Raw genomic sequence first — 13458 nt, forward strand, 5'->3', positions numbered from 1 at the left:
TCCGTCATAAAACCACCTTCATGCGGACAACGGTGGTTTTATAATGTATGTAATTAATTTATTCTATCATTCTACCCAAATTGCATTCTATCGTTAAGTTTCACGTACGATTCAAAACGATTAGTTATCCCTATAAGGATTTATTACGTGGCGTCATTATTAGCAGCAAGTGTATTCAAGGCCTATGACATCCGGGGTATTGTCCCCGAACAACTCAATCCCGGATTTGCCTACCTGCTTGGGCGGGCGCTGGCTGCCCGGGCCAAAAAACAGGACATTACCACCATTGTCACCGGCTATGACGGGCGCAACAGCAGCCCGGAACTGTCCGAAGCCCTGCAACAGGGCATCAATGATGAAGGTGTCAATACCATCAACCTGGGCCAGGTACCCACCCCCTTGGTTTATTTTGTTGCCTATGCCAGAAATATTGGCACAGCGGTAGCCATTACCGGCAGCCACAATCCCCCGCAATACAACGGCTTTAAAATGATGATTGGCGGCAAGGCCCTTTATGGCAGCGAAGTTCTGCAATTGCGCGATGAAATGCTGGCCATTGAATCCCTGCCGCTGCCCAAGATCCCCGGTAACAAAGAGAACCTGGACATTATTCCCGAATATATCCAGCGGGTTTGCAGTGATGTCAAACTGGCGCGCCCCATGAAAATCGCGATAGACTGCGGCAATGGTGTGGGCGGCAACGTTGCCCCCGCCCTGTTCAGGCAACTGGGCTGCGAGGTGGACGAGCTGTTCTGTGAAGTGGATGGCAGTTTCCCCAACCACCACCCCGACCCGGCCGACCCGCACAATCTTGAAGACCTGATCCGGCACGTGCAAAACACCGATTGCGAGCTTGGACTGGCTTTTGACGGCGACGCCGACCGTCTGGGTGTGGTCACTAAAACCGGTACGATCATCTGGCCCGACCGCCAGCTCATTCTGTTTGCCCGCGATGTGCTGGAACGCTGTCCCGGTGAAACCATTATTTATGATGTCAAATGCAGCCGCCACGTGGCCGAAGGCATTTCACTGGCCGGAGGCAAACCCCTGATGTGGCAAACCGGACATTCATTGATCAAGGCCAAACTGGCTGAAACAGGTGCTCCGCTGGCCGGTGAAATGAGCGGCCATATTTTCTTCAAGGAACGCTGGTATGGTTTTGATGATGGCTTGTACACCGGTACCCGCCTGCTGGAAATCCTGTCTCGCCATGACAACCCCAGTGATATCCTGAATGCCATTCCCCAGGATATCTCCACCCCTGAACTGAAACTTGAAATGCAGGAAGGCCAGCCTCATGCCCTGATCAAAACCCTGCAGGAACAGGCTTCATTTGCAACCGCACGGGCCATCAATACCATTGATGGCGTACGCGCCGAATATGCAGACGGGTTTGGTCTGGCACGGGCCTCCAATACCACGCCGGTTGTGGTCCTGCGCTTTGAGGCTGAAAATCCGGCTGCCCTGGCCCGCATCCAGGATGAGTTCAGGCAAGTGTTTAGCACCCATGCTCCTGAATCCAAGCTGCCGTTTTAATTAAATATCAACTCTGCATTCCCAAATATCAACTCTGCATTCCCACGCGGGAGCGTGGGAACGAATAAGCTGCCGTTTTAGTTGAATATCAAATATGTATTCCCACGCGGGAGCTTGGGAATGAGTATTAGCTTGGGAATACGTATTATTTGAGACAAATAAAGCTTGAAACTTCAATCAAGAAGCTCACGATAAATTGCAAGGTGCTTATCAACCACCTTGCGAATATCGAATTCTTCCAAAGCCAGGATACGTCCTGCATTGCCCATGCTTAACCGCAGGTTGTCATCAGCCGCCAGTCTGGCCACTGCCTCATACAGTTTTTGCGCATCCCGGACTGGCACCAGCAAACCCGATTGCTCAATGTCTATGGCATCCCGGCATCCCGGCACATCGGTAGTGACCACCGCCCTGCCACAGGCCGCCGCCTCTACCAGCGATTTGGGCAAGCCTTCACGATAAGAAGGCAGCGCTACAATATGGGACTGGGCATACAGGCGGGCAATATCCTTGACCTCTCCCAACACCTTCACCTCGGGCCCCCAGCTTTGCACCTCAGCCTGGGTGACCGAAGCCGGATTGCCCGGGTCGGGCGTACCGGCCAGTTGCCAGCGTATGTCTCTGCCATGGCGGGCGGAGATTCCTGCCGCCTCGACAAACTCCATCACCCCCTTGTCTTTAAGCAAACGGGCAGCCATGGTCACCACAACCGGTTTGAGTGGCTCTGGCTGTGTGGCAAAGACAGCCACATCAACCCCCGACCCCCTGATTTTTACTGCCTGCGCTTCTTGCATGGCACCCATATCCAGCAAAATCTGTCTGTCATTGTCATTCTGGACAATCACACGACTATGCCTATGCCCCAGTGCCAAACGGTAAAGCTGCCGGGTGATTTGCCTGACCCAATCGATCCCCTTTCGTTCGCGGGTAAAAAGAAAACCCAGCCCGGAAATGGCATAAACCACCGCTTTCACCCTAGCCAGGCGGGCAGCAATACCCCCATACAAAACCGGCTTTATCGTGACCAAATGCACCAGGTCTGGCTGATAGTTGCGATATAAACGATACAGTGCATAAATGGTTCTTAGCTCGGCAAACGGATTCATGCCACTACGCGACATGGGAATCACAAAATGCCTCAGGCCATGCGCCACAATTTGTGCCACCGCCTGTCCTGGCATGGTGGCAACCGCCACCTCATAACCCTCCTCTTTTGCCTTCAGGGCAATAGGCAGGCGGTGCGACAGGAAAAAAGCCGGATTATTCACCACAAACAGTATTTTTCTGGACATATCCATCCTTTTATTTTGTCTTGCCGTTTTCACTTAGCATGTCCATCCAGGTTTGCCGGTATCCGGCAACCATTTTTTCAAGACTGAACGCATTCATGACCCGTTCCCGTACCTGCCGGGCCAAGGTGCTTTTACCGGTCTCTTCAATATAATCAAGGGCCTGAATAATTTTTTCAGCCAGCCTTTCAGGATCAGAAGCAGGAGCCACCCAGCCATCCTCCCCCACGATCAGGGCGGCATCCCCCACATTGGTCACCACATTGGGCACACCACACGCCATGGCTTCGGCCACGACATTGGGAAAGCCCTCGGCAATACTGGACAGCACATGCAAATCAAGGGCACTCATGATACTGGGCACATCATTGCGCATGCCCAGCAAAATGGTTTTCTCCCTGACCCCGTACTCAGTCAACAATCCCATTAACACCGGATTGCCGTCATCCATGTCCTTACCCACCAGGACACAATGCAAATCGGGCTGTTTGGCAAGGCATTGGGCAAAAGCCTTAATCAGGGTTGCATGGTCTTTTAGCGGATTCCAGCGCGCCACAAAACCCATCAGCGGGATCTGCTCGCCAAGTCCCCACTCATTTCTCAAGGTACGGCGGGCCGTCTCATTCCGGACCCAGCGGGACAGATCGTAGCCATTTTGAATAACCACCATTTTTCGAGGATCATATCCCCATTGAACATGACGATGACGGGCCTCTTCGGCACAACAGACAATCCGCTGGGGCACCCAGCGCGAAAAAAAGCCGCTCAGCCGGGCAAACAGATAGGCCGAACGGCTGCTCTTGGCCAGACTGGCACCCGAATTACGGATTCCCCAGGCAACATGCCGGAATCCTGCCACACGGGCAGCCAGACCGCCAATCAGGTCAGCATGATACATCCAGGTCTGGATCACATCAGGATCAAGCCGGGTCAGGCATTTTTTAAGTCGCCAGAAATCTGCCGGGCTCAGGCGCCCCGGGGTCATGCCCAACATTTCCACCTCAACCCCGGCGTCCATCAGCGACTGGCCATAAATACCGCCATCGGCAAATGACACGACAATATGTTCCACTTCCGGGTCTGGCCAGGTGACCAGACGAAACAGGACCGACTCGGCCCCGCCCTGCAAAAGACCGCTAATCAGATGCACGACTCGTATTTTTTTATTTGTCTTCATTCCATTTTGCCTGAAACCGGCACACCCACTTGCCTGAAAAGCGCATCCCACTGCAGCAAGACCGTTTCAAGCCTATATCTGGACCAGACCGCCTGTTTGCCACGGGCACCCAAAGCACACCGAAACTCATCATCACCGAAAAACCGCCGGATTGCCTTTTCCAGTTCAAGCCTGTCATTCAGGCGCACCAGCAAACCCACCGTTCCCTGTTGTGTCAACTCTGCCGGACCACTGGGACAATCAAAACTGATACAGGGCAATCCCAACGCCATTGCCTCGAGCAGGACATTGGGAAAACCTTCCACACGCGACGTCATGGCAAATGCATGGGCATGTGACAGTTCCGCCCAGGGTTCAGTCGTTTTACCCGGCAAGGTAATCCGCTGGCTACAACCCTTTTTTTTCACCTTGTCAATCAAGGCCGCACGCTCTGGGCCATCCCCCCAGATACATAAGTCCCAATCGGGATAGTCCTGGCTAACCGAGGTAAAAACATCGATCAACACATCAAACTGCTTGGCAGGCACAAAGCGCCCCATAGCAACCAGTGTCTTGCGCCCGCTGACGTTACAAAGCCCATTGCAGCTCATCTGCTGCTCAATCCCCTCGGGCAGAGGATTCGGGATAACCGCCACATGCTTCAGGCCAGGCAGTACCTGCATGAACGCCTTTGCCGCATCGGCAGTCTGAATCATCACGGCATCAGCCTGAGGGTACAGCTTATTGCGCAACACCTTCAGAAAGCCGCCAATATTGCTACTCACCACTGGGTGGGTCCTTTCACAAACAATCAGGGGAATATCAATGCCGCGGGTTGCCATCAAGGCCGTCACATTCACATTGGTCAGAAAAGAAACGATCACATCCGGCTGTTCCGCCCTGATTCGCTTCCTGAGCACAAACGGTTTACTGAGCCGGCCCAGCCACTTCTGACGGGGCAACTCATCGGCCAGCCATCGCACCTGGACTTCGGAAGACAAAGGGTAAAACGATTGACCGCTCCCTTTTGAAAAACAAGGCACAAGCACCACTTGATGACCCTGTCTGACCCAGGCATTTGCCAATGTGGCGGCAACACGCTCGGCACCCCCTGCATTCATTGAACTGACCAGCAACATGATTTTCATAATGCCCAACCTTTTATTATGTCTTACGACCTTGCCGCAGAATATTAGCCCTGTATATCGTAATGATCCATCCAGGCTTGCAACATCAAGACCCCCCACAAATGAGGGCTCCAGTCAAACTGCTGCGCCTGGTGCTGTTGCCAGCGTTCATGTATCTGGGCCACATCAAGCAAACCCTGCTTGCGCAGGCGGACAGGATCAAGCAAATCGCTGGCCCAATCTTTCAGCGGACCTCTCAGCCACTCACCCATCGGTACCGAAAAACCCTTTTTAGGGCGATCCAGCAAGGAACGGGGCACCAGTCGGTATAAAAGCTGTTTCAACAGCCACTTGTTCTGGCCATCACGCACCCGGTATTTGTCTTCAAGACCCCAGGCAAATTCAAACATATGGGGATCCAGCAAAGGAACTCGCGTTTCCAGAGAGCACGCCATGGCAGCCCTGTCAACCTTGACCAGAATATCATCGGGCAAATAAGAAACCGTATCGACAATCATCATGGTTTCAAGAAAAGAACCAATGGGTGCCAGGCTGAAAGCGGTTGCCAGCTCCCGACCCCCCAACACCACGCTTGACGGATCTTTCCAGTATGAAACAAACTGCCGGTAAAAATCAACCGCATCGGTGGCACGCAGCACTTCCTGCAGCTTTTGCAATTTGTCTTTTTTATTGCCACCAAAACCCGGGGCCAGTTTTCCCGCTGCGCTGGCCACCAGCGAACGGACTAAAGGCACGGTTTTTTCACGACGATCCCACCAGGACGCAGCCCGCTGATAGCGGGAATAGCCACCAAACAGTTCATCCCCGGCGTCTCCCGATAAAGCCACCGTTACCGACTGGGATGCCATTTTCGTTACCAGCGCCATGGGAATTTGTGAAGAATCGGCAAACGGCTCATCGTACATGGCGGGTAACGATTGCACCAAGGCAAGGCCGTCATTGGCACTGACGTACAGCTCGGTATGATCGGTACCCAAATGTTGGGCAATAGACCTTGCATATTCGGCTTCATTATATTTTTTTTCATGAAAACCGATGGAAAAAGTCTTGACGGCCTGTGCGCTTTGCTGCTGCATCAAGGCGACAATCAGGGATGAATCGGTCCCCCCGGACAAAAACGCGCCCAGCTCCACATCGGAAATCAACTGTGACTGAATGGACCGGGAAAGTACGCCTGCCAGCGCATCAATCGCGGCATCATCAGATTCGTAATGAACCTTGGGTTGCTGCCGGGCTGTTTCATAAGCAGACCAGTAAACCTGTGGCTCCGGTTTGCGCCTGTTTTGCCAGTCCTGTTCAGACAGGCTTAACCAGGTGCCTGGGGGCAACTTAAAAACATCCTGAAAAATACTATGAGGCGCAGGAATGTAGTTGTGCCTAAGCAATAAAGTCACTGCATCACGGTTAAGTGTTTTTTCAAACCCGGGCACATCCATCATGGCCTTGAGTTCCGAGGCAAATACCAGCCCCTGCCTGGTAAAACCATAGTACAAGGGCTTTTCACCAAAGCGGTCGCGCGCCAGGGTTAGTTTTTTTTCTTGCTGGTCCCAGACCGCAATGGCAAACATGCCTATGGCCTTTTTCAGGGTTTGCGCGATGCCCCAGGCACAAAAACTGGCCAGCAACGTTTCGGTATCGGAATGGCCACGCCAGGCCGGTGCCTGAGCACTTTGTTCCAGTTGTGCACGCAATTCAAGATGATTGTAAATTTCCCCGTTAAACACCATCATGAAACGCTGGTCTGCCGAAGCCATGGGCTGGTGCCCCTGCACGGATAAATCCTGAATGGCCAGCCTGACATGACCAAAACCGATCTGTCCTTCCTGACTTAGCCAGACACCCTGGCTATCGGGGCCACGGTAGGCAATTTTGCGACAACTGTCACGCAGTATGTTTTCCTTGCCCTCGTAGCTGCCTGCAATACCCACTATTCCACACATGCTTACCCCTTTTGGCCATTCTTTTTATGGTCCAGGACTTCATTGAACACTTGCTCCCACAACCCTGAAATCCGGCGCATTGAGAAACGGTCACGAACATCAATTGCCCGCTTGCCCAACTCCACCTGTTTGGCCTGATTGAACATGAGGGCCGACAAATGGGCAGCCAGGGCCTCCTCATCTTCGGCGGGTTGCACCAGCACACCATCCAGATCGGGGCGAATGATTTCGCGAGGTCCGGTATCACAATCGAAGGCCACACTGGGCACGCCACAGGCCATGGCCTCAAGCAGGCTGTTTGACAGGCCTTCCGCGCGCGAACTCAACACGTAAATATCCACCATCCTGGACCAGGCAAGCATATTCCCGGCCCTTCCCGGCATGGAAATACGCTCATTCATGCCGGCCTCTTCAAGCTGCTTTTGCAACGCGTCCCGCTTGTCACCCTCACCCAAAATAACCAAATCCCATTCGGGATGCAAATGGGCAATAGAGGCAAAGGCATTGATTAACAAATCGAACCCTTTGTCATGATGCAAGCGCCCCACCCCCAGCAAAAGCTTGCGACCTGGTGCTTTTTCATATTGAATAGCCGGTTCTTTATTTTCAAGCGGCCAATGCACCGCATTGGGTATCACGGCAATATTCGATCCAGGCACATGCTTCTCAAGCCACGCTTCTGTCCCGTGAGTCAGGGCAATCACCTTGGAAGCCTTGGGGTAGGTATAACGACGCAGTTTTTGCCACAGGCCGGACAGTGTTTGGGACGGTGGATGGGTATGTTCGGTCGCAATCACATGACAACCCGAGATGCCCGAAGCAGCCAAAACCGCCAGAATGGAAGAGGTTGTCATGAAACCAATCACGATATCAGGACGGTGACGCCTGATTTCCCGGCGCAAAATATAAACTCGCCGCAAATTGGCCATAACCCCCTTAAGGCCAGCCGTATTCAGGCAAATCCGCTGCACCTGTTTATTCAACTCATAAGCATCTTCAGAGTCATCGGTCTGGGTCACCAGCAAGACATCATGCCCATTGGCAATCCAGCGTGCGGCCAAATCAACCGCCACCCGCTCGGCACCTCCTCCTCGAAGTGAATGAATAAACAGCATGATTCGCAAAGGAGGGGTTTTCGTATGCATCTCGAAAGACATATTTAATTCAGGCTGAAGAAGTTTTTTTTGTCGCGCCATATTTCAGGACCGCAAAAAAATAACAGAGATAAGACAACAAATACATGAGACTTGTCGCCAGCATAATGCCTTCGGCGCCCATTACAGGAGCAAGTATGACATTCATACATGCCTTTAATGAAAAATTGCCAATGGCAATAATGGCCATCAGTTTATAACGGTTCTGGCTGGCCATTAACTGAACCAGGATCAATACGCCAAAATAAAAAGGCAATTGCAATAGCCCCCAGCGCAGCACCGAGGCCACTTTCATTGTATCTTGTGCAGTAAATGCTCCATTTTCAAACAGGAGCTTTACCAGCCAGGGCGCCAGAAACCAGCCAAACAAAACCGCTATCGTACCCGCCATTAACATTAAAGCCGACCATTTAAGCGCCATGGTACGTGCCTGGGCGGGGTTGCCACGACTTTGCACATCGGCCAAGACCGGCAACGCTGCGCGGCCCACTGAAGCGGCACCGATCCCGATAACCAGCGACAGCAAACGGGTTGCATAACCCAGGGTTGCATTGGCATTATCGCCCAGACTGGCTGCCGCCATTTGATCAAGCGGCCCAACAAAACTCATGGCGACTTGCCCAATCAGCATAATACCGGCCGCATTCAGCAACATGGGCCACTGCGGTGATTGCAAACCCGGTCTGGGCCAGCGCCAATGAGCACCATCCGCCTTGCGTGCCAGCGCGGATAACCATATTGCCTGCACCAGATAACCCAGCAATGTACCCCATAGTAGCGGATAAACGCTGGTATTACCCGGTGTTATCAGGATAGCCAGCAGAATCATTAGGGCAGGTATACTGTCCAACAGGTTATTGATGTGCCGCTCGTGGGCCCGCAGTCGGGAAGTACATACCCCTATAACCAGCGTAAGCAGGACAGCAGGCGCAAAGGCTTGGATCAGCTCGCTACTGGCCTGTCTGGTTTGCTCACTTAAGTTGCCACCCGTATATTGCAAAACTTCTGGCCAGAAAAAATAGGTACCCATGGAAAGCAGTACTCCCAGCACCACAATCCAGCCCTGCAATTCACGAATAAAACGGGAGCGCTCATGCTGGCCGGCATACCGAACCTTGACCAGCGTAGGGATAAGAACGATTGAGAAGGCACCCACCATGGTTACCGGTAACCAATTGGCCATGGTTAGGGTGAACTGGTAAGCATCCACGACATCGCTTACCCCGTAACGGTGAGCCACCGCAATTTCCTTGATGGCACCGGCCATTTTCCCGATCAGTAAAAAGAACGCAACGCGCATTGCCCCTTGGGCAATACGCTTATGATCGGGGTGCAGGCGGTTAAGCCTGATACGAAGCTGCTTCAAAAAAAGACTATTTCAAGAATTGAATATACCAGGGCATAGCGGTTTCAATACCCTGAAGAATAGTATGGCTGGGCGCATAGCCCAACTGCGCCTGTGCCTTGCCGATATCCGCCTGTGAATGACGCACATCGCCCTGACGAAAATCACGGTAAACCGGTTGTTTGTCATACTGAATACCATTGGCAGCCAAGGTGGCAGACAAGTAGGAAAACAACTCATTCAGGCTGGTTCTTGCATTAACCGCCACGTTATACACCTCGAAACCACTTTCAGGCATATTGGCCCCCGCCAGCAGATTGGCCTGTACGGCATTATCCACAAAGCAAAAATCACGGCTGGTTTCACCATCACCATTGACCAGGACATCTTCACCCTTGATCATGGCAGCCGTCCATTTGGGAATGACGGCCGCATAAGCGCCATCAGGATCCTGGCGTTTGCCAAACACATTGAAATAACGCAGGCCAATTGAACGGAAACCATAGGTACGGGCAAAAACACTGGCATACAGCTCATCGACATACTTGGTTACCGCATAAGGCGACAAGGGATTGCCGATTTTATCTTCCACTTTAGGCAAATCGGGGTGATCACCATAGGTGGAGCTGGAAGCTGCAAACACAAATGAAGTGACCCCCGCATCACGGGCCGCCACCATCATGTTGAGAAAGCCGCCAATATTCACTTCATTGGTGGTAATGGGATCATTGATGGAACGCGGCACCGAACCCAAGGCTGCCTGATGCAACACGATATCCACACCTTCACATGCCTGGCGACAGGTTTCCAGGTTGCGGATATCTCCTTCGATAAAATTGAAGTTGCGCCATTGCGAGTCGGAAACCTGGCTCTGGACTTCATCAAGATTATGCTGATAACCGGTTGCAAAGTTGTCCAGCCCAACCACTTTCTGATTAAGCCGCAAAAGCGTTTCCAGCAGGTTGGAGCCGATAAAACCGGCACAACCGGTTACCAGCCATGTACGGGGCTGACGCTGTAAATCGGCTTTCAACATTTCAAATGCCTGACTCATGCTTTATTTTCCTTTTACCCAATTAAAGACGAATATCAGCCTGTTCTGCCGTTAACACGTATTTCAGGTCGTACAGAACATGGACAGGTTTGCCCAGCGCACGAATCGCCTCTGCACCCATTTCCACAAACTGCTTATGGGAAACGGCCAGAATGATGCCATCATAAACACCCTGCTGAACCTGGCTGACAGGAGTCACACCATACTCGCGCTGCGCTTCCTGGGCATCCACCCATGGATCGTACACATCGACATCCATATTGTATTCATCCAACTCCTTAAGGATGTCCACCACCCGGGTATTGCGCAGGTCGGGGCAATTTTCCTTGAAGGTTAAGCCCATTACCAGCACTTTGGCACCCTGGACCTGGATGCATTTTTTCGTCATGGCCTTAACCAGCTGGGCCACCACATAAGGCCCCATGCTGTCGTTCAGGCGACGACCGGCCAGAATAATTTCAGGGTGATAGCCAATGGACTGGGCTTTGTGGGTTAAATAATAAGGATCAACGCCAATGCAGTGACCGCCCACCAGACCGGGCCGGAACGGCAGGAAATTCCATTTGGTGCCCGCCGCTTCCAGCACGGCCTCGGTATCAATACCCATTTTATTGAAAATAAGCGCCAGCTCATTGATGAGCGCAATATTCACGTCACGCTGGGTGTTCTCAATCACCTTGGCGGCTTCGGCCACCCGAATGCTGCTGGCCTTATGGGTACCGGCAACAATAATTTCACGGTATAACTGGTCAACCACCTCGGCCACTTCAGGCGTGGAGCCGGAAGTGACTTTCTTGATGGTGGAAACACGGTGTGCCTTATCGCCCGGGTTAATGCGCTCGGGGCTGTAACCGGCAAAAAAATCCACGTTGTACTTTAAACCAGAGAATTTTTCCAGCACCGGCACACAATCTTCTTCGGTGGCACCGGGATAGACCGTGGATTCATAAATGACAATATCGCCTTTTTTCAGGACCTTGCCAATGGTTTCACTGGCTTTTACCAATGGTGTCAGATCGGGGCGCTTGTATTCATCAATGGGAGTGGGCACCGTCACAATGAAAGTATTGGCCTTGGCCAGATCTTCCTGATTGGCACTGAATCGCAAGTGTGGTGCTTCGGCAAGTTCTTCGCTGCTGACTTCCAGCGTGTGATCCTGTCCGCCCTGCAGTTCGGCAATACGGCTTTGGTTAATATCAAACCCCAATACCGGCCTTTTTTTGCCAAATTCAACCGCTAAAGGCAATCCTACGTAGCCCAGGCCGATAACTGCCAATTTAATATCTTGAACTTGCACGAATTTCTCCCAAAGGAATAGCTAAATAATTTTGCAGAATTTTTGATTGTAACAATCAGGGTTATCCAGAAAAACCAGAAACCCAAGATGATGAAATATATCTTTTGCGAATGTCATCGTTTACGTGAAACCGAAGGCAGCAACAGCCAGCGTGGACAACGCCATGCGACCAGGCGTGAATAAAGCCAAATATATACCGAAGAAAAAACCAGCATACTGATACAAAGCAAAACCGCGTCATCCCAGAAAATGGTGGCAGGCACCAGACCAATCAAGGTAAGCACCCACAGATAAGGTGAGGTCAAGGCATTACACAAAGCCGGCACGGCATCACGCCCCGTACGGCTGAAAGTGACCCGTACCAGGCGACGAAAAATAAGCTGATGCAAATGCAAGGCATCGGGCTGGTCAACCGGAACCCCGCGTTTGAAGCGACGTCGCCAAATCGAAAACAGGGTTTCGAAGACAGGATAAAACAACACCGCCAAAGCATAAAACGGCGATACCGATGGATTGCGTATGACCAGCAATACGGCCAGTTCAGCCAGCATGAAGCCAATAAAATAGGCGCCACCATCGCCCAGAAACACCCGACCGAAAGGAAAGTTCCAGACAAAAAAACCGACAATGGAAGAGGCCATGGCCAGCGCAATGGCAAAAATCGCCAAATCATTGACCTGGTAAGCAACCAACGCAATAGAGCTGGCCATGAGCATGGCAACCATGCCCGCCAGACCATTCATGCCATCGACAATATTAAGCGCATGCGTGCAACCGCCCACCGCGATCATGGTAAACAAAAGAGAAACGGGCCAGAAAGACAGGATAAGATCTATAAATGAAAAGCCTACCCGGCTGACGCCACCAAAAAACCACCAGGCAATCGCAGCCGATGCAAAAGCGGCCAGCAAGCGCTTGCCCGAACCGATATCTTTGGTAATGTCTTCTAAAATACCTGCCACAAATACCGGCATGGCAGCCACGAACAAGGCAGGCCATAACCAGTTAAGGGTGGTGTTGTCGGGACGGCCCAGCACCAGCAATCCGGCCAATGTACCGGCAAATACCGCCAGCCCGCCAATGCGGGGGGTTGATCGCTTATGCGTGGCCTGTGGTTTATTAAGATCATAGTCTCCGGTATAGGCACCATGCCACCGTTCGGACGCAACGATGAGGCCGCCCACCATAAAGGCCACTATGCTGATATATAAATATTGCCAAGTAAAATTCAAAGTAAACCCAAGGCGCAAAAAAACATTCAGGACTAATGACAAACCAAAAGGTTCAGTTTAAACCCGATTTTGGCATTAGCAATAAAACAAATCCGAATCATACAGGAAATAATAGATATCCCTTATTTATTTTAAATCCGAAATGAGTTATTGCTTATTGTATAGCGAACAGGCAAAAAAAATGCCCAAAATCTTGCGATTTTGGGCAAAATCCACCAAAGGAGGAGGGTGGAGGAGACAACCTTGGCATGACTGCTTTCTTGAAGCGCACATTAGAATGTTTTTTTAATTCTTAATGTGTTTCGTC

The 13458-nt window shown here is 51.7% G+C and carries 10 protein-coding genes; 1 reads left to right on the forward strand and 9 read right to left on the reverse strand.

Annotated elements, in window-relative coordinates; translation table 11 throughout:
• Positions 1-147 precede the first annotated feature (147 nt).
• Complete coding sequence (locus tag HCX92_RS13420; protein ID WP_371808426.1) at positions 148-1536, forward strand: phosphomannomutase/phosphoglucomutase; 1389 nt, start codon at positions 148-150, stop codon at positions 1534-1536.
• A 173-nt stretch (positions 1537-1709) separates the two neighbouring features.
• Here HCX92_RS13420 and HCX92_RS13425 read toward each other — a convergent pair whose 3' ends face one another.
• The 9 genes from HCX92_RS13425 to HCX92_RS13465 form a co-directional block, all read right to left on the reverse strand.
• A complete protein-coding gene (locus tag HCX92_RS13425) occupies positions 1710-2834 on the reverse strand; it encodes a glycosyltransferase family 4 protein (protein WP_169295469.1) in 1125 nt (374 codons plus the stop codon).
• A 4-nt stretch (positions 2835-2838) separates the two neighbouring features.
• Positions 2839-4002 carry a glycosyltransferase gene (locus tag HCX92_RS13430; RefSeq protein WP_169295470.1) on the reverse strand — a complete coding sequence of 388 codons (1164 nt, stop codon included), beginning with the start codon at positions 4000-4002 and terminating at the stop codon, positions 2839-2841.
• A complete protein-coding gene (locus tag HCX92_RS13435; RefSeq protein ID WP_169295471.1) occupies positions 3999-5129 on the reverse strand; it encodes a glycosyltransferase family 4 protein in 1131 nt (376 codons plus the stop codon). Before HCX92_RS13435 ends, HCX92_RS13430 begins: the two co-directional genes overlap by 4 nt.
• Positions 5130-5173: 44 nt before the next feature.
• On the reverse strand, positions 5174-7069 hold the full coding sequence (asnB, locus tag HCX92_RS13440) for an asparagine synthase (glutamine-hydrolyzing) (protein ID WP_169295473.1): 1896 nt from the start codon (positions 7067-7069) through the stop codon (positions 5174-5176).
• A gap of 2 nt (positions 7070-7071) precedes the next feature.
• Positions 7072-8226 carry a glycosyltransferase family 4 protein gene (locus tag HCX92_RS13445; protein ID WP_246587464.1) on the reverse strand — a complete coding sequence of 385 codons (1155 nt, stop codon included), beginning with the start codon at positions 8224-8226 and terminating at the stop codon, positions 7072-7074.
• A 7-nt stretch (positions 8227-8233) separates the two neighbouring features.
• Positions 8234-9589, reverse strand: a complete 1356-nt coding sequence (murJ, locus tag HCX92_RS13450; RefSeq protein ID WP_169295474.1) for a murein biosynthesis integral membrane protein MurJ — start codon at positions 9587-9589, stop codon at positions 8234-8236.
• Positions 9590-9596: 7 nt separating this feature from the next.
• Positions 9597-10622 carry an SDR family oxidoreductase gene (locus HCX92_RS13455; RefSeq protein WP_169295476.1) on the reverse strand — a complete coding sequence of 342 codons (1026 nt, stop codon included), beginning with the start codon at positions 10620-10622 and terminating at the stop codon, positions 9597-9599.
• A 22-nt stretch (positions 10623-10644) separates the two neighbouring features.
• Complete coding sequence (tviB, locus tag HCX92_RS13460; RefSeq protein WP_169295477.1) at positions 10645-11919, reverse strand: Vi polysaccharide biosynthesis UDP-N-acetylglucosamine C-6 dehydrogenase TviB; 1275 nt, start codon at positions 11917-11919, stop codon at positions 10645-10647.
• Between the two features lie 113 nt (positions 11920-12032).
• Positions 12033-13106 carry a glycosyltransferase gene (locus HCX92_RS13465; protein ID WP_169295570.1) on the reverse strand — a complete coding sequence of 358 codons (1074 nt, stop codon included), beginning with the start codon at positions 13104-13106 and terminating at the stop codon, positions 12033-12035.
• Positions 13107-13458: the final 352 nt, after the last annotated feature.

The sequence above is a fragment of the Advenella sp. EE-W14 genome (genome assembly GCF_012923605.1).
GTDB lineage: Bacteria > Pseudomonadota > Gammaproteobacteria > Burkholderiales > Burkholderiaceae_B > Advenella > Advenella alkanexedens.